The following is a 20,713-nucleotide window of genomic DNA, read 5'->3' on the forward strand; positions in this document are numbered from 1 at the left end:
ACGCTCGCCCACCGGCCCGCGTCCCGACCGGCGCCCCGCGTCACCCCGGCCGGAGCGCTCGCCGTGACCGGGAACGCTCCGTCCCGGCGGGGGGCGGCGCTCCCACGCCCGGCCGGCGGGACGGCCCGGACCTCCCGCGTCTCAGCCCGAACCTCCCGCGTCTCAGCCCGGGCGTACCGCGGCCAGGCGCTCCTCGCGGAGCCGATCGAACCACGCGTCGTCGATCGGCGGCAGCTGGGCGCCGACCGCCCAGGTGAGCAGCAGGTCGGCGAGGCCGGGGTTGCGGGCGAGCGCGGGGCCGTGCAGGTACGTGCCGACGATCTTGCCGATGTGGCAGCCCTCGGTGCCGTCGCCGTTGCCCGTGCCCACCGCGGTACGCGCCAGCGGCCGGACCCCGGGCCCCAGCCGGGTGACGCCCATGTGGTTCTCGAAACCGGTCAGCGTCGGGATGCCGAGCGCCGGGTCCGCCTCCCCGGCCAGCTCCCCGACCGCCCGGCCCTCGCCCCGGCCGCTGGCGATGTCGATCAGGCCGATGCCGTCGACCGGCTGGCCCTCCTCGCCGCCGAACGTGGTGCCCATGATCTGGTAGCCCGCGCACACCGCCAGCAGGGCCGCGCCACGCTGGACGGCCCGGTGCAGGCCCCCGTCACGGCGGAGCCGCTCCGAGGCCAGGATCTGCGGCCGGTCCTCGCCACCGCCGATGAGGTAGATGTCACCGCCCTCGGGGACGGCGTCGGCCGAGCGCACGTGCACGGTCTCGACCGGGATGCCGCGACGCCGGGCGCGCTGCTCCAGGACCAGGACGTTGCCCTGGTCGCCGTACGTGCTCAACAGGTCCGGGTAGATCCAGACAAGGCGCAGGGCGCTGTCAGACTGCACGACCGAACTCCGATCGAATCTGCTGGAAGGCGGTGTAGTTGGCGATGACGTCGACCCTGCCCGGCGGCTGCGCGGCGAGCGCCTGCTCGAACGAGCCGGAGAGCTGGAACGGCACGTCCGCGACGTCCAGCCGGAGCGCGAGGTCCAGCCGCCGCTCACCGGTCACGAACACCGGCCTGCCGCGCAGCACCCGGTAGTCGACGTCCCACAGCCACGAGGTGTCGCGGCCGTCGGGCCCCTGGGCGTTGACCGAGAGGACCACCGGCAGCGAGGGGTCGAGCACGTCGAAGGCCTCCAGCCAGCCGGCCGGGTTCTTGGCCAGCAGCAGCCGGGCGTGACGGCCGTCGCGCTCCACCGTGGTGTAGCGACCGGCGACCGACCTGACCTCGCGCAGCCGGGGCAGCGCCCGCTCGACCGGCAGGCCGAACGCCTCGGCGGTGGCCAGCGCGATCGCCGCGTTGGCGCGGTTGGCGCGCCCGGGGAGCTGGATGTCGAGCACCCAGCGCCGCCCGCGCGGGTCGATGACCGCGTCGTCGTCGAGGACCCAGGACGGCTCGGGGCGGCGGAACGTGCACTCCCGGCAGGCCCAGTCGTTCTCCCCCGCGCGGGAGGGGGCGCCGGTGCCCATGCCGCCGGGCGGGACGTACTCCATGCCCTTGCGGTCGAGGGGGCCGCCGCACTCGGGGCAGCACCAGGAGTCCTCCTTCCACGGCTGCCCGGCCGACACCCAGGTGACCGAGGCGGCGGTGGAGGCGCCCCAGGTCACCAGCGGGTCGTCGGCGTTGGCGATCACGTGGGTGTGCTTCCCGGCCAGCGCCCGCCGCCACTTCTGGGCGAGCAGCCAGATCTCCCCGGCCCGGTCCATCTGGTCGCGGCTGAGGTTCATCAGGCAGATGACCCCCGCGCCGGTCGTGTCGATCACCTCGGGCAGGTACTTCTCGTCGACCTCCAGCACCCCGTACGGGGCGTGCTTGGCCGACGACAGCGCCGAGACGTGCCCGGCGGGCATGTTGGCGCCGAAGGCGTTGGTGGCGACGTCGCCGAGTTCCGACAGCGCGGAGGTGATCAGGCGGGTCGTCGTGGTCTTGCCGTTGGTCGCGCTCACCAGCACGAGCTTGCGGTCGTGCGCGAGCTTGCGCAGCAGGTCGGGCTCCAGGACCAGGCTGACCCGGCCCCCGATCACCGACCCGTCCCCGCGTCCGGTGACCCGGGACAGGGTCGCGGCCGTACGGCCGAGAGCGGTCGCGAGCTGCGCCCGCAGCGGAAGCTGAGTCATGCCGTCTCCTCGCGTGGCGACCGGTCGTAGCACGACGCGGCGGCCGGCCCGCCCGGCTCGGGGACCGGAATCGCCGAATCGTTCATGCCGCAGATCCTAGCCGTGCTTGGGCACCGGCACCCCCGGCCGCACACCCCGCACGCCCGGCGAGAACGGAGCGCCGGACCGGACCGGCCTGCCTCGCGCGGAGACCGGCCGGCCTCGCCTTGGACGCACGCCCGGCGGGAGCGGACCCCACCGAACCGTTCGAACCGTGCCGCCGGACCGGACCCGACCGTTCGAACCGTGCCGCCGGACCGGACCCGATCGTTCGAGCCGCGCCACCCTGCCCCGCCCTCACCGTTCGGCGAAGGCGAGTTCGACCGGTTCCGGCGAGTCCGCGTCGAACGGCAGGACGAACCGGTGCGGCCACGACAGCACGCCCTCCAGCCAGCCCGCCCCCATCGTCTGCGCCACGTGCCGGAGCCGCTCGGCCGGGTCGATGCCGATCGTGACGGTGTCGACGTCGCGGTTCACGCCCTCGCGCTCGTCGTCGCCCAGGATCGCCCGCCAGGCCAGCTCCCGGTTGCGCTCCACCTCCATGGACAGGGGGTGGTGGCGCAACGCCTTGGCCCGGTGGCCGAGCAGCTCCGAGGCGCCCGCGGCACGGCTGAACAGCGCGTACTCCATCACCGGCGCGGACCCGCGCGGGTTGGGCGCGGGCTGCCCGTACGGGAAGAGCCGGTCCACCTCGTGCAGCCACCGCACCTGCGGGATGACCCACGCCGGTCCCGGCCGCTCGCCGGGCTCGCGGTCGGGGCCGAGCAGCCGGGTCGCGACCGCGGCGACCTGCTCGGTCAGCGTCGCCGGATCGCCGGTGGTGCGCAGCGACCACGCGCGGCGGCCCACGCTCCGTTCCACCGTCGTGGCCAGCAGGCACTCGCGGCGCCGCGCGGGAAGCTCCGACCACAGGTCGGCCAGCGCGCGCGGCACCCCCGGCATCGGCCGGTTGGTGCAGAACGCCAGCACCAGCGTGTCGGCCCAGATGCGCAGCCAGGCCCACTCGGGCGCCTCGGCGAGCAGGTCGGCCTCGCGCAGCTCGACCAGCGTGCACGCCCGGCCCTCCTGGCACTCCTGCCCGCACGCGGCCGAGCGGCGCCCGCAGATCGGCGGCAGGTGGCCGGGCACCGGGCGCTCGCGGTCCTCGCCCAGCGGCACCTGGATGCGCAGCGGCCGGTCCATGCCGTCGGCGAAGACCGCGGCCACCCCCGGCGGGAGCGAGACCACCTGGCGCGACTGCTCCTCGCTCAGGTTGGTCGCCGCGCCGACCAGGTGCCGGTCGTCCTCGGCGGGCAGCCGGTGGATCACCTTCAGCGCGGTGTTCTTCACCACGTCGGAGACGAGCTTGGTGGGGATCTGCTCGGCGACCACGATGCCCTCCCCGTACGCGCGGATCTCGGCCAGCATGCCCGCCAGCAGCTCGACCGCGTGCGTGCTGGCGCGTCCGGCGCCACGGTCGCGGAGCAGGCGGTGCGCCTCCTCGATCACGATGACGTGCCGCAGCCCGCTGCTGCGCTCCTTCCTGGCCCGCATCCGCAGGTGCTCCACGATCCGGATGATCAGCGTGCCCATCAGGAACGCCTTGTCCTCGTCGTTGGCGACGTCCTCGATGGCGAGCACCACGTTGCGCTGGAGCAGGTCGCCGATGTCGGCCGGGTGCCCGCCCTCGAAGAACCGGCCCGCCGAACCGACCCGCAGCGACCGCAGCCGCAGCGAGATGAAGCCCTCCACGTCGGCCTGGACCTCCCGGCCGTACCCGATCTCCTTGATCACGTCCATCGCGTGCCGCTGGAGCTGTTCCAGGGTCGGCACGGCGGGCCGCACCGCCGCGCCGGGAGCCGCCCAGCCGGTCACCACGTCCCACCCGTTGGCCTCGTACACCCGCTGCAGGGCCAGCGACATGATCTGCGGGAACGGCTCCTCGGCGTCGAAGGCCGCCATGAACAGCGCCCGCACCATGTCGATGTGCGCCTGCACCGGGTAGCCGGGCTCGGGGGCGAGCGGGTTGACGCTGAACGGCACGCTCTCCGGCGCCGAGGGGTTGATCACGGTCACCGGGGCGAGGTGCTCGATCCGGCCGCCCATCGCGGCGTACTCGGACTTGGCCGGTTCGATGGCCAGCCACGGGATGCCCGCGCCGGTGAGCTGCTCCAGCAGGTGCCGGACCGTCTGGGACTTGCCCGAGCCGGTGGCGCCGGTGACGAACGCGTGCCGGTTGAGGGTGGCCAGCGGGACCTTGAACGAGCCGACCGGCCGGTCCTGGCCGTCGAGGATCGCCCCCAGCTCTACGGTCAGCGCGCCGGGCACGGTGTCGGCCTCGCTGGTCACGTCGAAGAAGCCCGCGTCGAGCACGCGCACCCCCGGGACCTCCCGGTGCGGCAGCCCGGCGAGGGCGGCGAGCGCCCCGGCGGTGGCCGCGAACGGCGCGGCGGCGCCGTCGGCCGGGTCCTGCAGCGTCGTCGCGAGCGCCTCGGCGAACCCGTGGACGGGTCCCGGCAGCGCGCTGCGCAGGCGGTAGGGGTGGTGGCTCATCTCGGCGGAGCCGACCAGCACCGGCGCGATCTGGCGCAGTTCGTCGGGCCCGGCGGCCCCGGCCAGCACCCGCACGTTCCAGAGCCCGGCCTCGCGGAAGGCGTCCAGCTCCTGCATGCGCCGCTCGGCCCGCTCGGCGTCGTAGCGGGAACGCTCGGAGGCGTCGCCGTACTGCCGCAGCACGTTGAGCTGGGTGCGCAGGTGCGCGACCTCGGCGTCCAGCAGGTCGGTCTGCTCGGCCACCACCAGCCAGGCGAACGGCCGGGACATGAGCGTGACCAGCGTCGACTCGAAAAGCGTGGGCCGCCTGATCTCGTCGGCGTCCGGTTCGCGCCGCCCGCCCAGCGGCGGGGCCTGCCGCCCGGGGCAGACGGTCCACGCCAGGTCCGACAGGTCGCGGAGCCACTCCTCGCCGATCCGCACGCCGCGGGCGCCGCCGGGGAAGAGCAGCGGCTCGGGGCCGGCCGGGAGCGGCTCGGCCTCGGCGCCGGCGGCCCGGCGGGGCGGGCGCGGCGGGGTCAGCGGCCCCGCGTTCGTGATCAGCTCCAGCGGGGCGCCGGACCCCCGCGACAGCCAGCCGACCACGAACGGCCGGCCGCGCTGGGCCGCGGAGAGCACGGCGGGCAGGACGGTGACGAAGTCCCACTCGGCCGAGGAACTGCGCGAGGGCGCCGTGATCGCCTGGATTCTGTACCAGGGCCCGCTCAGGGCATGGGGCGGACGGGACACACTTGGCTGCATTTGGTCTCCACCCGGGGGACCCGGCTCCAGGCCGGAGGGTTGACGCTTCACGGATCGCTCCGCCGTACCGGCCGACGCGTAATCGGGGATGGGCCACCCCCGTGACCACGGTCGAACCTGACTCGGGGCTCGCACCCCCGCATTGACCATCCCATTACGACATACGGACGCCTCCTTGGCGTACCCACCGGCCCGGCCGCCACGCACGCCCCACGAAGGGGACGCCCCGGCCCCGGAGCCGAGCCCGGACCTGAACCCGGACCCGAACCCGGACCCGAACTCGGACCCGAACTCGGACCCGAACTCGGACTCGGACCCGGACGTGGACTCGGATCGGTGACCGGGCCGCCGGGTCGTGCCGGCACCGGGCTCACCCGCACCGCCCGTACCGGCACCGGCCGTACCGGCACCGGCCGCGGGCTCATCGGCGGCGGCGCCAGTCGAGCCTGGCCGGGGGCGGGCCGAGGTTGGGCGGCGCGTCCTCGAACGGGTTCGGCTCGTGCGCCGTACGGTCCCGTCTCTCCTCCGCCCGGTCCAGGACGGCGTCCCTGATCTCGTCGAACTCGCCCAGCGTCGTCCTGGGGAAGGTCAGTATCGCCGGGTTGGCGTCGGCGAGCCGGACCCTGCGGCCCTGGGCGGTGGCGTCGGTGACGATCACGGAGGTGGTGGGGAGCTGCTGGAGCTGGTGCGGCTCGACCAGGAACTCCCTGGAGCGGTGCAGCACCCGCTCGGTGTCCCCCATCGCCTTGGTCGCGCGACGGCCCCATTCGGTGGACTCGGTGATGTCCTCCTTGAGGTCGGCGGGACCCGCCTCGCGCCCGTCCTCGCCCTCCTCGGCCTGACCGACCGTGGAGACGTAGCCGCCGTCCAGTCCGGCACCGGCGGCACTGATCGTCTCGGTGAGCTGGGCGAGCTCCAGGCGGTGCTCGGTGCCGACGTGCTCGCTGGCGATCCGGGCGTCCTCGGCGTTGCCGAGCCGCATGAACGTCACCGCCGCGTGCCCCCGGCCGAGCCGTTCCCGCACGGTCGGGGTGAGCGAGCGGTAGGTGAGCACCAGGCCGGTCCTGGAGGTCTCGCAGGCGTCCATGAGCCGGTCCAGCACGTCGCCGCGGAGCTTGTCCGCGCCCGCGACGATGATCGTGTGGTACCACGGCCGCTCGGAGGCGGGCGACTGGCGCAGGATGTGGGTGAGCGCGGTGGCCACGTAGGTGCCGAGGACCCGGTTGCCGAACACCCCCGCCTGACGGTCCATCGACACGACCCGCAGCCGCGCGGGCGGCAGGCGCACCGCCTCCGAGCCGAGCGTCTCCAGCTTGCGCAGCTGCGACTCCAGCGCCCACGCCCGCTCGATCACCACCCGGTCGCTGACGCCGCGGCCGAACAGGGTGCCGATCCGCTCCAGCTGGGCGGCGGTGATCAGGCCGAACCGCAGGTCCTCCCGGGGGTCGCCGACCTGCGCCAGGGCACGCAGCGCCGCGGTCACCTGGTTGATCGTGGCGCTCTCGCCGAGGACCTCCAGGACGCGCTCCAGGATGGCGTTGTCGAACGACAGATCCCTGGTCGTACGGTGCTCCTCGCTGACGCTCACCACGTGGGCGAGGACGTCGGCGAAGGCCTCGGGGGCCAGCGTGGCACCCAGGTCGAGCCGGGGCAGGTCCACCGGGAGCACCCAGACCAGCGGCTCGTCGCCGCCCCTGCGCGCCAGCTCGATGAGGTCCTTGGCGACCGCCCCCTCGGACAGGTCGAGCACGGTCAGGTGGCCGCCGCTGTAGAGGCGGGTCGCGCCGAGCAGGGTGATCAGCGCCGACCAGCCGGGCAGCGTGCCCCCGGCGACGTCGATCCGGTCGATCTCGTCGGGCACGGCCACCGCGTACCAGGTCAGCTGGCGGTCGTGGCGCTCCTTCTTCTCCGCCCACTCGCGGTAGCGGGCGGCGTGCTCCTCCTGGGCGAGGAAGAGCTCCCTGTCGCGTTCCTCGCGCAATCGGTCCCCGGCCGCCTCGCGTTCCCTGATGCGGTGGCGGACCGCCCGGTCGCCCTGGTGGACGGCGTAGCTGCAGAACGCCGCGATGCCCCCGGCGGCGATGATCCCGACGACGGCGAACGACCAGCTCAGCATCTCGGTGACGCCCAGCACGAGGATCAGCGTCGCCAGCGCCGCCATGAACGTGCGGACGATCTTGACCGGCCGGTTCAGCAGGTCCTCGTTCAGGCGCTCCCTGCGGATCCACTCGGGATCGACCGGCTCGGGGGGATTCTCCAGGGGGGAGGGTCGCTTGGGAGCCGGACCCGGATCAGGGTGCAACAAGGCATACTGCCAGCCCAGGTAGATCCGGTCCGCCTGGAGCTGCGCATGCTCGGGATGCACGTCCGCCACGGAACCTCCGCCATCGGGCTCATCGGAAGCCTCGGAGACAGCGTAAGAGTTCGCCCTCCCATTCGGGCAGCGTTCCCGTCAATCCGCTGCATTTTCCCCGGGTCCACCGTAACGCACGGGAGAGGAGGGGCTGGTGGGACGGAGGCCCGTATCGGACTGACGGGACCCCGCGTTACGGACTCGGCGGGCGGGGCTTCCGTGCCTCCCCGGCCCTGCGGATGATGCTCCGCCCCGGTGTTGTTACAGGGGCCATGAAGCGCATGGAGATCTGGGCCGACATGACCTGCGCGTGGGCCTACGTCGGCAGGCGACGCCTGGAGAAGGCCGGACTCGGCGAGGACGTGGAGGTCGTCTGGCGCCCGTACGTCATCGACCCGACGGCGCCGGCACCGTCCGAGCCGCTGGAGGACGCCCTTCGTGACCCCGTCGCCGAGGGCGCCCTGCGGATCGGCACGGACGCGGGTGCCCGCGACGAAGGCGTCCGGGAGGGCACGGAGGAGGGCGGCACGCGGCACCGGGGCGCGGTGTGGCGGGCGAACACGTTCGACGCCCACCGGGTGATCGCCCTCGCCCGCGGGCGGGGCGGCGCACCGCTCCAGGACGCGGTCGTCGAGCGGATCCTGCGCGCCCACTTCACCGAGGGCGCCGACATCGCCGACCGCGCCACCCTGGCGGCGCTCGCCGCCGAGGCGGGCCTGGACGGCATGGCCGAGGCGCTGGAGCGCGGCGACGGCGCGGACGAGGTCCGTTCCGAGCTGCTGCGCGGCAAGGCCGCGGGCATCGCCACCTCGCCGACCTTCATGGTCGGCGACACCGCCGTCACGGGCGCGCAGTCCCCGGAGGTCCTCGCCGACCTGGTACGGAACGCCGCTCCCGCGAGGGAGCTGCCCGACGAGGTCAGGTGGCTGCGTCAGGCCGAGGCGCTGCTGGGCGTCCGGGACCCGCTCGGCGCCCTGCGGACGCTGGAGCCGCTGCTGGCCGAGCACGGCGACGACTCCGCCGTACGCCTGCTCGCGGCCCGCGCCTACTTCGGCTCGGCCCAGCTCGGCCGGGCGAGGGAGACGCTGGAGTCGCTGCTGGAGAGCGCGCCCGGGGACCACTACGCCCGCTTCCTGCTCGGCAGGACGCTGGAGCGCGCCGGCCGGCACCGGCAGGCCCTGCCGCACCTGCGCCTGGCGGCGGCCATGGACCCCGAGCCCGACTACACCGACGCCCTGCGACGGGTGGAGGACCGCCTGACCGCCTGACCGGCGACCGGGAGGACGACCCCGAAGGTCCGCAAGCCCGGGAGCCCGGAAGGTCGCGCGTCGCGAAAGGACCGGCACCCCTCGCGGGGCACCGGTCCTTTCCGAGGTGAAAGGGGCCGGGAGAAGCGGAAGCCCCCCGGAAGGTCCCCTGTCGCGAAAGGACCGGCACCCCTCGCGGGATACCGGTCCTTTCCGAGGTGAAGCGGGTCCGACCCGGTGGGTCAGACGCTCACGGCGAGCTGGGTGACCTCGCCCAGGCGCGCCTGGGCGGGGATGTCCTTGCTGACGCCACCGCCCGCGATGATGCGGACGGTCCAGTCGCCGGGGGCGGCGAAGAAGCGGAAGACGCCCTCGTCGGACACCACCACCTCACCGGTGAACTCGCCGGCGTGGTCGAGCAGGCGGGCGTACGCCCTGCCCGTGCCCGTGACCACGCCCTGGATCACGGCCTGTCCCGCGAGGTCGATCCCGGCCGGAAGTGCGGCCGTCTGTTCCGGTGCTGCGCATCCCTGAGTCATTAGCGGGCCTCTCCCAATTCGATCGGCACGCCGATCAGCGAGCCGTACTCGGTCCACGATCCGTCGTAGTTCTTGACGCTGGCCTGGTCGAGGATCTCGTGGAGGACGAACCACGAGTGCGCCGAGCGCTCCCCGATGCGGCAGTAGGCGATGGTGTCCTTGGAGAAGTCGATGCCCGCGTCCTCGTAGAGGGCCTTGAGGTCCTCGTCGGTCTTGAAGGTGCCGTCGTCGTTGGCGGTCTTCGACCAGGGGATGTTGCGGGCGGTGGGAACGTGGCCGCCGCGCTGCGCCGCCTCCTGCGGGAGGTGGGCGGGCGCGAGCAGCTTGCCGGTGAACTCGTCGGGCGAGCGCACGTCGACCAGGTTGAGCTTGCCGATCGCGGCGACGACGTCGTCGCGGAAGGCGCGGATGGACCGGTCCTGGTCCTTGGCCTGGTAGCTCGTCTCCGGGCGCGTGGTGACGTCCTTGACCAGCTCGCGGGACTCGAGCTCCCACTTCTTGCGGCCGCCGTCGAGGAGCTTGACGTTCTCGTGGCCGTAGAGCTTGAAGTACCAGTAGGCGTAGGCGGCGAACCAGTTGTTGTTGCCACCGTAGAGGACCACGGTGTCGTCATTGGCGATGCCCCGGGACGACAGCAGCGCCTGGAAGCCCTCACGGTCGACGAAGTCACGGCGGACCGGGTCCTGGAGGTCCTGCTTCCAGTCGATCTTCACGGCGCCACGGATGTGGCCCGTGTCGTATGCGCTGGCGTCCTCGTCGACTTCGACGAGTACGACACCGGGGGTGTCGAGGTTGGCCTCGACCCAGTCAGCGTCGACCAGGACGGCGGAGCGGCTCATTTTGATCCTCCAGGATCATCTTGCGGCGGGTGGTAGACGACGAATGATCAGGTACATCTCGCAGCCGAGGCAGAGCCCGAAGGCGGCGTTGAGAAAGGCGGCGAAGAGTGCCGCGGCGGTGGCGCCGAGGGCCAGCGGCGTGATCTGTGCGACGTATCCGACCAGGCCGACCAGGGCGAAGACGAGACCCACCGCCTGCGCGAAACGCGGCGGCGAGGCGTCCTCCGTCTCACGGGGAGGACTTCTCACCAGCCCCTTGAAGACCGTTCCGTACGGCGAGAGGCCGGCGACACCCAGTGCGAACACCACGGCCTGCGCGGCCAGCAGCCAGGCGCTGCCGGTGACCAGGACGAGTGCGAGCACGACGGCGGTGACGGCCGCGGCGAAACGGAGAGCTCGGGGATCGGCTTGCATCGCTTGATGCTCCTGAAGGGTCGTGCAGATCGGTGCGGCTCGGACGGCCGCTTGAGATCGCCCTCAGGAAACGCGACAGAGCGCGGTGGTCACGCGGCAGAAATCAACCGCGCGCCGCTTCGTAAGCAGCTCTGTCGTCGGGTTCATGCCCACGACATTACCCCGGCGTCCCGCCATCTGTCACATCCCTGTCCAATTTCTGAGACATGATCGCTCGACGGGCGGTAGGGTGCGCCGTTCACTCCCCCACCGCCGTCCCCAGTGCGCTGATCACGTCCGCCTTCCTGGGCTGGCCCGAGGCACGCCGCACCACCCGGCCGGACGCGTCCAGGACCAGGACGGTGGGGGTGCGCAGGATGTTCAGCGACCGGACCAGGTCCAGGCGGGACTCGGCGTCGACCTCCACGTGCGCGACGCCCGGCACCATCCGGGTCACCTCGTCGAGGATCCGCCGGGTCGCCCGGCACGGCTGGCAGAAGGCGCTGGAGAACTGCACGAGGGTCGCCCGCTCACCCAGCTCCACCCGCAGGTCACTCGCGGTGAGCCGCTCCACCCCGCCCCTCGCCTCCCGCACCGTGCCGTCGCGCCGCCGCAGCAGCACGCCCGCGAGCGTGGCCAGGGCGAGCGTGACGGCCAGCACCGTCCACCCGGTCATGACGAACGACAACGCGCCGGCACCGCTCGCGATTCCCGCGCCCGGCGGACGTCGTGAACGGTCCCCGCCCTCACGAACGGCTCCCACGCTCCGGGCACCGCGAACGGCTCCCACACTCGAACAAGCACCGCGAACGGCTCCCACACTCGACAAGCACCGAGAACGGTTCCCGCGCTCAGCGGGCGACGACAGTGAGCAGCACCCGCCCCTGGGCGGTGACGATCTGGAACGAGGTGATGCGCCCGGCCGGGATCGTGGTCGTCGTCGTGAAGGCGGCCGGATCGCCGGTGCCTCCCGTCGCGCCCGCGGTCCCGGTGATCCAGCCGGCCGCCGTCTCCCGGAGGCCGCCGTCGCCGAGCACCCTCAGCCGGTAGCGGGTGCCCTCGGCCGCGCCGGTGAGCACGACGCCGACGACCGTACCCTCCTGCCCGGCCCGCGCGGTCACCTCCGCGCGCACCGCGCCGCTCCGCGCCTCCCACCTCAGCGGCTCGTCCGGCGCGATCAGTGCCTCCGCGCCGGGCGGCCGGGTCGCCGACGACGAGGGCGAGGGCGAGGGAACGTCCTTCGTCATCGCCGACGAGGACGGCGGCAGTGGCTCCGACGGCTCCGACGGCTCCGACGGCGCCACCGGGCTCTCCTCCCTCGCGGCGGACCGGGACGAGTCCGGGTCCCGCAGGAGCGTCCCGCTCTCCGGGCCGCCCCCCTCGGCGGCCGAGTTCCGGTCGGCGGCCGGTTGCGGAGCGGAGATCATCGTGCTCTCGGGCCCGCCGGACTGGAGCACGGCCCACAGGGTCCCGCCGCCGAGCCCGACCACCAGCACCGAGGCGGCCAGCGAGAGCATCAGCCGGGTCGTGCGGCGCCGCCTGGCACCGGCGCTGAGCAGCCGGTCGAGCACCGCGCCGGGCGGGCTGGCCACCTGCGCCACGTCGTCCTGGGACACCTTGCCGAGGAACGTGGCCACCCCGGCCAGCTCCTCCAGCTCCGCCCGGCACCGGGCGCACCCCGCCAGATGGGCCTCGACCAGGACCTGCTCGTCGGGCTCCAGGGCGCCGAGGGCGTAGACGCCCAGCGACATCCGTACTTCGTCACAGGTCATGGTCATGGCGCGAGCCCCCGCTCCTCCAGCGCCAGCTTGAGCGCCCGAAGCGCGTAATACGTGCGCGATTTCACCGTTCCGGCGGGGATGCCGAGCGCGTCGGCGGCCTCCCGGACGGACTTGCCCTGGTAGTAGACCTCGGCCAGCACCTCGCGGTGCTCGGGCCTGAGCGCGGCCAGCGCCTCGGCCACCGCCCACGACTCCACGGCCTTGTCCAGCTCGTCCTCGGCGGGCACCACGGCGAGCGCCTCGTCACCCGTCTCCGGCGGGCGCGCGCTGCGCGCCCGGTGCTGGTCGACCACGAGGTTGCGGGCCACCGTGAACAGCCAGGCGCGGATGGATCGTCCGGTCAGCGCGTCCGGATGACGCCAGGCCCGCAGCAGTGTCTCCTGCACGACGTCCTCCGCCCTTCCCGAGTCTCCCGTCAGCCGCAGCACGTAGCCGTAGAGCGGCCCGCCGTGTTCGTCGAAGAGCGCCCTGACAAGCTGCTCGTCGGCGGTTCCGGCTTGGCTCACACCCTCACGACGTACGGCGGGGCGATCCGGTTCAGACACGGGACGCCGTTCAGCCGCGCAGGGGCACGTTCGAGGCCGTCCCCGAGATGCGCAGCCCCTCCGGGACGGCCTGGACGTCGGTCAGCTTGAGGTTGTAGGGCAGCTTCCCGATCGGGACGCGGTAGCTGAGGAACCGCTCGGGGTCGGGCACCGCGATGCCACCGCCCAGGGTCACCTTCTCGGGGACGAGCTGCAGGCCGCCCTCGGCGACCCGCACCTTCATGGTCGCCTCGGCGGGCACCTGCCGCCCCAGCACCGTGATCTCCCCCTTCACGCTGAGCGCGCCGCCCTCGACGCTGACCTTGACCCCGCGCGGCGCCCGCTGGTTGAGCGTCGCCACCGGCACCACCACGGCCCCCTCCACCCGTTCGGCGCGCATGTCGACCCGCTCGGGGTTCAGGACGAGGTCCTCCAGCCGGGCGGTGACGCCGTACAGGGTGAAGGCGACGCTGGAGAGTGCCACGCCCGCGACGGTCATCCTGCCCGCGGTGACGTCGACCTTCTCGTAGCGGCCGGCGATCGCCTGGGTGAGGAAGGGGATGCCCTCGATGGTGACCTCGGGCGGGACGGCCAGGTCGTACTTGGCCGCCGCCTGCGCGGCGATCTCGCGCTGGACCCCGGTGACCGCCACCCGGTCCAGGACGGCGACGAGGACGAGAAGCAGGACCAGAAAAGCGATGAGCTTACGCATCCGACTCCCTGTTCATCACTCTGCGGCTCCGGGCAGAGGCCGTGGGCGTGCTCTCCCCCGGCCATCCTGTCCGAAACGACGCGCAGGTGGTAGCCTCCGCCGGCTCGGCCGCCGCGCGAAGATGACGCCCCTCGCCCCTCGCCCCTTCCCGGAGCGGCTCGGCCACCCCTGAAGCGGTCGCGCCCGGCTCAGCCGCCCGCGAAGGGGGGCAGCACCTCCACCGTCGCCCCGTCCGCCAGGACGACCGTCTCGTGGGCCCGCAGGCCGACCGGGTTCCCGTCGACCAGGAACGACGATCGTCTCACCACGTGAGCCAACGCGTCTCGCCCGGATGTGATTTTGGTCATCAACTCGGCAAGCGTGGCGGCCTCGAACGGCTCCTCGGCCACGCCCGCCGCCTCCTTCGCCGCCGCCCAGTACCTGACAATGCCCGTCGCCATCTGTGAATCGTCTCCTCGTCCACACGCAGGGTTACCGTGCCATTACGGCGAATTCACCTGGAGAACCCGTGTTCATCAGGTGGACGTTCGATGGACGCCTCATCCCCGTGGGTTATCCTCACCTACTACGGGACCTGGGCAACGTAGCCCCCGGGTCCTTACGTGTTTGTACGGCCAATCGCCGGCTGACGCGGGAAGGAGACATCGTGAGCAATCTCCTGCTGCTCACCAACGCCCTGGAGCCCTCGACCGAGGTGCTTCCGGCGCTGGGACTGCTGCTGCACTCGGTGCGGGTGTCACCGGCGGAGGCGTCCGCCCTCCTCGACGCCCCGCCCGCCGACGCGATCCTGGTGGACGCGCGCCGCGAGCTCGTCCAGGCCAAGAGCCTGTGCCGGCTGCTTCGGACCACGGGCGTCGCCTGCCCGCTGGTGGTGATCGTCACCGAGGGCGGCCTGGCCGGGCTGACCGCCGAGTGGGGTGCCGACGACGTCATCCTGGACACCGCCGGCCCCGCCGAGGTCGAGGCGCGGCTCCGGATGGCCGTGGGAAGGCTCAGCCTCTCCGCCGCCGAGGACGTGCCCGACGAGATCCGCAACGGCGACCTCTCCATCGACGAGGCCACCTACACCGCCCGGCTCCGCGGCCGCGCCCTGGACCTGACCTTCAAGGAGTTCGAGCTCCTGAAGTACCTGGCGCAGCACCCGGGCAGGGTCTTCACCCGCGCCCAGCTCCTCCAGGAGGTCTGGGGGTACGACTACTTCGGCGGCACCCGCACCGTGGACGTGCACGTCCGGCGGCTCCGCGCCAAGCTCGGCGCCGAGTACGAGGCGCTGATCGGCACCGTCCGCAACGTCGGGTACCGGTTCGTGCCCGAGCGCGGCAACGAGCCCGTCGAGGAGCGCGAGCCCGCCCACAGCTAGAGCCCGAGCAGGAGCAGGGTCCGCCGCACACGGCCTGTCCGGGTCTCCGTTCACCGTGCCCGCCGCGTACGGCCTGTCCCGGCCTCCGTTCACCATGTCCGCCGCATGTCCGCCGCATGTCCGCCGCATGCCCGCCGCGTCCGTTCACCACGCTCCAGCCGCGTGCCCGCCGTGTCCGAGGGCGTGATCGTCCCCGGGCGGCCCGGCGTCAGGCGGGCACGCCCGGCGGGGCACCGGGGGTGACCAGCCCCGACTCGTAGGCGAAGACGACGAGCTGCGCCCGGTCCCGGGCCCCCAGCTTGGTCATCGACCGGCTGACGTGGGTCTTCACGGTGGCGTGGCTGATCGTCAGGTGCTCGGCCATCTCCAGGTTGGACATGCCGGTGGCGACCAGGGCCAGGATCTCCCGCTCCCGCACGGTCAGGCGTCCCAGGCCGGGTCCGGCCACGGGCCTGGGCGGGGTGGACACGTACTCCTCGATCAGCCGCCGGGTCACCGACGGCGAGAGCAGCGCCTCCCCGGCGGCGGCCACCCGCACCGATCTCAGCAGCTCCGCCGGTTCGATGTCCTTGAGCAGGAAGCCGCTCGCCCCGGCGCGCAGGGCCGCGAAGACGTACTCGTCCAGGGCGTAGTTGGTCAGGATCACCACCCGCACCGCGTCGAGCTCGGGGTCGGCGCCGATCCGCCGGGTTGCCTGGATCCCGTCGAGCAGCGGCATCCTGACGTCCAGCAGCGCCACGTCCGGCCGCAGCGCGCGGGAGAGCTCGACGGCCTCGACGCCGTTGCCCGCCTCGCCGACGACGACGATGTCACCGGCCGTCTCCAGCAGCGCGCGGAACCCCGCCCTGATCAGCGCCTGGTCGTCGGCCAGCAGGACCCGGGTCACCGCCGTCCCCTCTCGGACGACTCGTCCGGCCGCTCCGTACCCGGTGATCCGGTGAGCGGCAGCTCGGCCCGGACGGTGAACCCCCCTCCCGCACGCGGCCCCGCCGTGAACGACCCCCCGACGGCGACGGCCCGCTCGCGCATCCCGATCAGCCCCATCCCCTGTGTGACGACCTCCGCGTCCGAGGACCCGTCGTCCTCCACGGAGATCACGATCGTCCCGGGCCGGTACTCGGTGGTCAACATGATCGACGCGGGCCCGGCGTGCCGGAGCACGTTGGTGAACGCCTCCTGCGTGATGCGGTAGGCCGCCCGGTCGACGGCCGGGGGCAGTTCCCTTGGCTCCCCCGCGACGAGGACCTTGACCGGCAGTCCCACCGCCTCGGCCCTGGCGACCAGGCCGGGCAGCCGGGCGAGTCCCGCCCCGGGATCGTCCGGGTCGGCCTGCCGCAGCACCCCGAGCGTGGCGCGGAGCTCGTACATCGCCTCGCGGCCCGCCTCCCTGATCGCGGCCAGCGCCTCCCGGGAGCGCCCGGGATCCAGGTCCAGCAGGTGCGCGGCCACGGAGACCTGGACGTTGATGACCGAGATGCTGTGGGTGAGGCTGTCGTGCAGCTCCTGGGCGATCCAGAGTCGTTCCTCACCGGCCCGGCGCAGGGCCGCCTCCTCGCGGGTGCGCTCGGCCTCGGCCGCCCGATGCTCGACCTCCTCCAGGTAGGCGCGGCGGTTCCTGGTCATCTCGCCGACGACCGTCACCGCCACCAGCCAGCCGCTGATCAGGGACAGGCCGCCCGGAGGCGTGGGGTCGACGTCGGAGAGCGCGATGAGACCGTAGATCCCCACACCCAGCGCGGCGGCGAGCGAGAACGCCAGGCGGCGCCGTCCCAGGGACGCGGCCGTGTAGATCGTCAGCAGTGCCGGAGCGGCGGTGAAGACCCCGGGATACCGGCAGGCGTAGTAGGCCAGGGCGCAGATCACCGTGATCGCCCCCACCGTCGCGGGCCTGCTCCGCCGCACCGCCAGCGGCAGCGCCGACGCCATGATCAACGCGATGCCGAACACGTCCAGGGGGCGCTCCGGTGACCCGGAGCTGGACATCTGGCCGTAGACGCCCACGACGATCCCGGTCAGCACGCCGAACGCGATCAGCGCGTCGGCCCTCCCGATCCTCACCCCGCCACGGTAGGACACCGGCCCCCGCCCGCCGACCGGCGCGAGGAGGAGATCGTCGTACATCCCCGGTGGTACGCACGCGCCCCCGCCCCCGCAGGACCTTCCGGATCGCCCGGAGCGCCGGGCACACACGGGACCCCGCGCGCCACGAGGCACGAACACGCGCGGGACCCGGACACGCATGAGACCGGGCACACCGCGGGACCCGGAACGGGTGAGGCCCGCCGGACGCGTCCGGCGGGCCTCACCCGCGCGCCACACCCGCGTGGCGGCTCGTCTCATCGGGGTGCGGCGCGCCCCGGCGGGCGCGCCGCGTCTTTCGCCGGTGTTACGGCACGACCGTGATGTGACCGGGCACCGGCGGGGTGATCGTCGGGTTCGCCGCGAAGTAGGCGGTGAACGCGTCGATGTCCAGCGGGCCGCTCCACAGGTCGGCGCCGTCCCTGAAGGCGAGGAACGCGTCCCCGCCGCCGACCAGGAAGTTGTTGGCCGCCACCCTGATCGTCTGCGTGTCCGTCACCGCGACGCCGTCGATCTTCATGTCGGAGACCTTCGAACCCCACGGCGCGCTCGCGCTGTAGGTGTAGGTGAAGTTCGACGACGGCTGAAGGATCTTGGTGAACGCCTGGGCGTTGGGCCCGCCGGTGAACTGCTGCTCCAGCACGGTCTTGAGCTGGGCGCCGGTGAGCGTGACCGCCTGCATGAGGTTGTTGAACGGCTGCACGGTGAACGCCTCGCCGTACGTCACCACGCCGTCGCCCTCACCCGCGGCCGAGCCCGCGTAGGTCAGGGCGGCCCGTACGCCACCGGGGTTCATCAGGGCGATCTGGGTGTTGCCGCCGGTCCTCGTCGCGGCGAGCTGCGCGTCGGCGATGAGGTTGCCCAGCGGGGACTCCCCGGAGGCCGCGGCGGTGTTGGTGATGTCCGCGGTGATCCTGCCGATCGGCCTGTTGGCCACCGGCGCGACGCGGTCCTTCCACGTCTGGACGAACGCGGTGATCTCCGGGTCGGGCGTGACGGTCCTGGTCACGACCTGGTTGTCGGCCACCACCGTGGAGCGCACCACGTCACGGGTCCTGACGTCCACCTGGAAGTCGACCTTGGTGATGACGCGGCCGAAGGAACCGCCCTGGCTGTACAGGCGCGTGCCGCCCTTGGGGTCGGACACCGTGCACAGGTAGGCCTGGTGCGAGTGGCCGCTGAGGATCATGTCGATCTCGGCGTCCACCTGCGTGGCGATCCGGTTGCCCACGCCCGGCTGGGCGGCGCAGGCGTCCGGCGACTGTCCCGGGGTGACCTGGTCGCCCTCGTGCACCAGTACGACCTGGGCCTTGATGCCGACCAGCTTGAGCAGCTTGGACGCCACGTTCGCGGCCTTGACCTCGTCGGTGAACTCCAGGTCCTTGATGCCCTCGGAGGTGACGATGCTCGGGGTGCTCTTGGTGACCAGGCCGATGAAGCCGATCGGCACGCCGTTCATCCAGCGGATCGCGACCGGGGGCAGCGCGGGGATGCCGTACTCCCTGAGCAGGCCGCGCAGCGCGCCGGTGCTCGTGCCGCCGAGCGCGTCCAGCGCCTGCTTCTCCGCGGCCTGCGTCGGCCGCTTGAAGATCACGTTCGCGCCGAGGTAGCTGAACGTCGCGCCCTTCCAGCGGCCGGCGGGCGAGCAGCCGTCCACCGGGTGGCAGCCGCCGTTCATGATCCGCCGGAGCTCGGCGTACCCCTCGTCGAACTCGTGGTTGCCCACGGCGGAGGCGGTGACGCCGACCTTGCCGAGGAACTCCACCGACGGCTCGTCGTGGTAGGCCGCGGAGATCAGGGGGGTGGCGCCGATCAGGTCGCCCTGGGCGACCTTGAGGGTGTTCCTGTCGGACATCTGCTTGAGGTGCGTGGCGGCGTACGCGGCGCCGCCCGCCTCGACGGTGGCGCCGGTCTCGTCGACCATGCGGCCGGAGGATCCGGACGGAGGCTCGAGGTTGCCGTGGAAGTCGTTGAGGGAGAGCAGGCGGACCGGCACCGTCTTGGCGGGCTTGGCGGGCTTGTTGCCCGCCTCGGCCGGTCCCATCGCGAGTACCAGACCGGCTCCGGCGAGTACGCCCGCCATCGCCAGCCGCTGGAAGGAACGAGACATCATGGACCATGACACTAGGGGGGTCGTCTGACGGTGGAACGTCCGAGAGATAACGATTCACCGGACCGGTACATGGCGGCTTTTGCCAGTCCCCTTCACCGGTCTCCCCCACCGGTCCCTTTCACCGCCTTTCACCGCCCTCCTTGGCCGGTCCCTTCCACCGGCCCCTTTCACCGCCCTCCTTCGGCGGCCCCTTTCACCCGCCTCCCCCGCCGGTCTCCTTTGCCGGTCTTTTCCGCCGGTCTCCCCGTCCCCGCCGTCCCCGCGAACGGCGCACCCCCCTAGAGTCCACATCATGAACGCGCGTGTGGAACATCGGGGAACGCTCGGCGGCGCCGAGGTGGCCGCGATCCTCGAGGTGGCGGAGGCGGCCACCGAGGCCGACGGGGTCGGACCGCTCAACGAACAGGCCCTGCTGCACCTGCGCTACGGCGGCGACGAACAGATCGGGGCGGTGCTCCTGTACGCCGGGGACGACCTGGTGGGGTACGCGCACGTGGACCCGGCCGATCCCGTCGAGGGCCCGACCGGGGAACTGGTCGTCCATCCCGCCTTCCGGCGCCGGGGGTACGGGGCGCACCTGCTGCGGGCCGCGCTCGACCGTGCCGGCGGGCGCCTGCGCCTGTGGGCGCACGGCGGCCACCCCGCGGCCGAGGCGCTCGCCAGGTCGGCGCAGTTCGAGAAGGTCAGGTCGCTGTGGCGGATGCGCCGCCCCCTGGCCGGCGACCTGCCCGGCTACGAGCTCCCCGAGGGCGTACGGCTGCGCACGTTCCGGCCCGGAGGTTCCGACGCGGAGGCGTGGCTGGCGCTCAACGCCAGGGCCTTCGCCCACCACCCCGAACAGGGGGCGTGGACGATCGAGGACCTGAGACTGCGCGAGCGGGAGCCGTGGTTCGACCCGGAGGGCTTCTTCCTCGCCGTACGGCAGGACGGCCCCGGCGGCGGCGACCGGCCGGTGGGCTTCCACTGGACCAAGGTCCACGACGACGGCGACCACGCGCACGAGCCGATCGGCGAGGTGTACGTGGTCGGCGTCGACCCCGGCGAGCGGGGCGGCGGCCTGGGCCGCTCGCTGACCCTGGCGGGCCTGGAGCACCTGCGGTCACGGGGGCTGAGCCAGGTGATGCTGTACGTGGACGAGAGCAACCCCGCGGCGATCCGCCTGTACGAGAAGCTCGGCTTCACCCGGTGGGACGTCGACGTGATGTACCGGCGGTAGACGGGCCCTCTCGGACGAGGGGACCGCCGGCCGGGATCCTTCCCGGCCGGCGGTCCCGCGCGGTCGTCATGGGCACCGGGCGCGCCCGGC

At 73.0% G+C, this 20,713-nt stretch carries 19 protein-coding genes; 3 read left to right on the plus strand and 16 right to left on the minus strand.

Annotated elements, in window-relative coordinates:
- Positions 1-162 precede the first annotated feature (162 nt).
- The 4 genes from ACLQ2R_RS00090 to ACLQ2R_RS00105 all read right to left on the minus strand — a co-directional run bounded on the left by ACLQ2R_RS00090 (position 163) and on the right by ACLQ2R_RS00105 (position 7,841).
- Positions 163-879 (minus strand): type 1 glutamine amidotransferase, encoded by a 717-nt coding sequence (locus ACLQ2R_RS00090; protein WP_425957174.1) that lies wholly within the window; start codon positions 877-879, stop codon positions 163-165.
- Positions 869-2,155: a MurT ligase domain-containing protein gene (locus ACLQ2R_RS00095; protein ID WP_425957175.1), complete on the minus strand. Its 1,287-nt coding sequence runs from the start codon at positions 2,153-2,155 to the stop codon at positions 869-871. Before ACLQ2R_RS00095 ends, ACLQ2R_RS00090 begins: the two co-directional genes overlap by 11 nt.
- A gap of 336 nt (positions 2,156-2,491) precedes the next feature.
- Complete coding sequence (locus ACLQ2R_RS00100) at positions 2,492-5,467, minus strand: ATP-binding protein (protein ID WP_425957176.1); 2,976 nt, start codon at positions 5,465-5,467, stop codon at positions 2,492-2,494.
- Positions 5,468-5,888: 421 nt separating this feature from the next.
- Positions 5,889-7,841 (minus strand): hypothetical protein, encoded by a 1,953-nt coding sequence (locus tag ACLQ2R_RS00105; RefSeq protein WP_425957177.1) that lies wholly within the window; start codon positions 7,839-7,841, stop codon positions 5,889-5,891.
- 251 nt (positions 7,842-8,092) lie between these two features.
- On the opposite strand from ACLQ2R_RS00105, the gene ACLQ2R_RS00110 reads away from it, so the two are divergent.
- A complete protein-coding gene (locus tag ACLQ2R_RS00110) occupies positions 8,093-9,088 on the plus strand; it encodes a DsbA family protein (RefSeq protein WP_425957178.1) in 996 nt (331 codons plus the stop codon).
- A 221-nt stretch (positions 9,089-9,309) separates the two neighbouring features.
- Here ACLQ2R_RS00110 and ACLQ2R_RS00115 read toward each other — a convergent pair whose 3' ends face one another.
- From ACLQ2R_RS00115 to ACLQ2R_RS00155, 9 genes are all read right to left on the minus strand, one after another.
- Positions 9,310-9,606 carry a DUF1416 domain-containing protein gene (locus ACLQ2R_RS00115; protein ID WP_386238755.1) on the minus strand — a complete coding sequence of 99 codons (297 nt, stop codon included), beginning with the start codon at positions 9,604-9,606 and terminating at the stop codon, positions 9,310-9,312.
- On the minus strand, positions 9,606-10,445 hold the full coding sequence (locus ACLQ2R_RS00120; RefSeq protein ID WP_425957179.1) for a sulfurtransferase: 840 nt from the start codon (positions 10,443-10,445) through the stop codon (positions 9,606-9,608). Before ACLQ2R_RS00120 ends, ACLQ2R_RS00115 begins: the two co-directional genes overlap by 1 nt.
- A 15-nt stretch (positions 10,446-10,460) precedes the next feature.
- A complete protein-coding gene (locus tag ACLQ2R_RS00125) occupies positions 10,461-10,859 on the minus strand; it encodes a DUF4395 domain-containing protein (protein ID WP_425957180.1) in 399 nt (132 codons plus the stop codon).
- Between the two features lie 63 nt (positions 10,860-10,922).
- The gene (locus ACLQ2R_RS00130) at positions 10,923-11,036 is read right to left on the minus strand and encodes a putative leader peptide (RefSeq protein WP_425957181.1); all 114 of its coding nucleotides are present in this window, start codon (positions 11,034-11,036) and stop codon (positions 10,923-10,925) included.
- Positions 11,037-11,097: 61 nt separating this feature from the next.
- Positions 11,098-11,514, minus strand: a complete 417-nt coding sequence (locus tag ACLQ2R_RS00135) for a TlpA family protein disulfide reductase (protein ID WP_425957182.1) — start codon at positions 11,512-11,514, stop codon at positions 11,098-11,100.
- Between the two features lie 175 nt (positions 11,515-11,689).
- Positions 11,690-12,616 (minus strand): anti-sigma factor family protein, encoded by a 927-nt coding sequence (locus ACLQ2R_RS00140; RefSeq protein ID WP_425957183.1) that lies wholly within the window; start codon positions 12,614-12,616, stop codon positions 11,690-11,692.
- A complete protein-coding gene (locus tag ACLQ2R_RS00145; RefSeq protein WP_362807618.1) occupies positions 12,613-13,125 on the minus strand; it encodes a sigma-70 family RNA polymerase sigma factor in 513 nt (170 codons plus the stop codon). The genes ACLQ2R_RS00140 and ACLQ2R_RS00145 overlap by 4 nt, the downstream gene beginning before the upstream one ends.
- 49 nt (positions 13,126-13,174) lie before the next feature.
- Positions 13,175-13,855, minus strand: a complete 681-nt coding sequence (locus ACLQ2R_RS00150; protein ID WP_425957184.1) for a DUF2993 domain-containing protein — start codon at positions 13,853-13,855, stop codon at positions 13,175-13,177.
- A 188-nt stretch (positions 13,856-14,043) separates the two neighbouring features.
- A complete protein-coding gene (locus tag ACLQ2R_RS00155) occupies positions 14,044-14,295 on the minus strand; it encodes a MoaD/ThiS family protein (protein WP_425957185.1) in 252 nt (83 codons plus the stop codon).
- Positions 14,296-14,501: 206 nt separating this feature from the next.
- Here ACLQ2R_RS00155 and ACLQ2R_RS00160 point away from each other — a divergent pair, with 206 nt between their 5' ends.
- Entirely contained in the window at positions 14,502-15,215 is a 714-nt protein-coding gene (locus tag ACLQ2R_RS00160; protein ID WP_386238741.1) for a response regulator transcription factor, read from the plus strand.
- Positions 15,216-15,423: 208 nt separating this feature from the next.
- On the opposite strand, the gene ACLQ2R_RS00165 is transcribed toward ACLQ2R_RS00160, so the two are convergent.
- The 3 genes from ACLQ2R_RS00165 to ACLQ2R_RS00175 form a co-directional block, all read right to left on the minus strand.
- Complete coding sequence (locus tag ACLQ2R_RS00165) at positions 15,424-16,101, minus strand: response regulator (RefSeq protein ID WP_425957186.1); 678 nt, start codon at positions 16,099-16,101, stop codon at positions 15,424-15,426.
- On the minus strand, positions 16,098-17,273 hold the full coding sequence (locus ACLQ2R_RS00170; RefSeq protein ID WP_425957187.1) for a sensor histidine kinase: 1,176 nt from the start codon (positions 17,271-17,273) through the stop codon (positions 16,098-16,100). Before ACLQ2R_RS00170 ends, ACLQ2R_RS00165 begins: the two co-directional genes overlap by 4 nt.
- A 328-nt stretch (positions 17,274-17,601) precedes the next feature.
- Positions 17,602-19,407, minus strand: coding sequence for a bifunctional metallophosphatase/5'-nucleotidase (locus ACLQ2R_RS00175; protein WP_425957188.1), 1,806 nt, complete (start codon positions 19,405-19,407; stop codon positions 17,602-17,604).
- 292 nt (positions 19,408-19,699) lie between these two features.
- Between ACLQ2R_RS00175 and mshD the strand changes: the two genes are divergently transcribed.
- Positions 19,700-20,623 (plus strand): mycothiol synthase, encoded by a 924-nt coding sequence (gene mshD, locus ACLQ2R_RS00180; RefSeq protein ID WP_425957189.1) that lies wholly within the window; start codon positions 19,700-19,702, stop codon positions 20,621-20,623.
- Positions 20,624-20,713 lie beyond the last annotated feature (90 nt).

The organism is Streptosporangium sp. DT93, assembly GCF_049844535.1.
In the GTDB taxonomy this organism is placed as follows: domain Bacteria; phylum Actinomycetota; class Actinomycetes; order Streptosporangiales; family Streptosporangiaceae; genus Streptosporangium.

Coding starts and splice junctions, on each gene's coding strand:
- ACLQ2R_RS00135 (WP_425957182.1), bottom strand. CDS start 11,514: ATGACCGGGTGGACGGTGCTGGCCGTCACGCTCGCCCTGGCCACGCTC.
- ACLQ2R_RS00140 (WP_425957183.1), bottom strand. CDS start 12,616: ATGACCATGACCTGTGACGAAGTACGGATGTCGCTGGGCGTCTACGCC.
- ACLQ2R_RS00115 (WP_386238755.1), bottom strand. CDS start 9,606: ATGACTCAGGGATGCGCAGCACCGGAACAGACGGCCGCACTTCCGGCC.
- ACLQ2R_RS00100 (WP_425957176.1), bottom strand. CDS start 5,467: ATGCAGCCAAGTGTGTCCCGTCCGCCCCATGCCCTGAGCGGGCCCTGG.
- mshD (WP_425957189.1), top strand. CDS start 19,700: ATGAACGCGCGTGTGGAACATCGGGGAACGCTCGGCGGCGCCGAGGTG.
- ACLQ2R_RS00130 (WP_425957181.1), bottom strand. CDS start 11,036: ATGGCGGGACGCCGGGGTAATGTCGTGGGCATGAACCCGACGACAGAG.
- ACLQ2R_RS00110 (WP_425957178.1), top strand. CDS start 8,093: ATGAAGCGCATGGAGATCTGGGCCGACATGACCTGCGCGTGGGCCTAC.
- ACLQ2R_RS00155 (WP_425957185.1), bottom strand. CDS start 14,295: ATGGCGACGGGCATTGTCAGGTACTGGGCGGCGGCGAAGGAGGCGGCG.
- ACLQ2R_RS00120 (WP_425957179.1), bottom strand. CDS start 10,445: ATGAGCCGCTCCGCCGTCCTGGTCGACGCTGACTGGGTCGAGGCCAAC.
- ACLQ2R_RS00125 (WP_425957180.1), bottom strand. CDS start 10,859: ATGCAAGCCGATCCCCGAGCTCTCCGTTTCGCCGCGGCCGTCACCGCC.
- ACLQ2R_RS00095 (WP_425957175.1), bottom strand. CDS start 2,155: ATGACTCAGCTTCCGCTGCGGGCGCAGCTCGCGACCGCTCTCGGCCGT.
- ACLQ2R_RS00150 (WP_425957184.1), bottom strand. CDS start 13,855: ATGCGTAAGCTCATCGCTTTTCTGGTCCTGCTTCTCGTCCTCGTCGCC.
- ACLQ2R_RS00175 (WP_425957188.1), bottom strand. CDS start 19,407: ATGATGTCTCGTTCCTTCCAGCGGCTGGCGATGGCGGGCGTACTCGCC.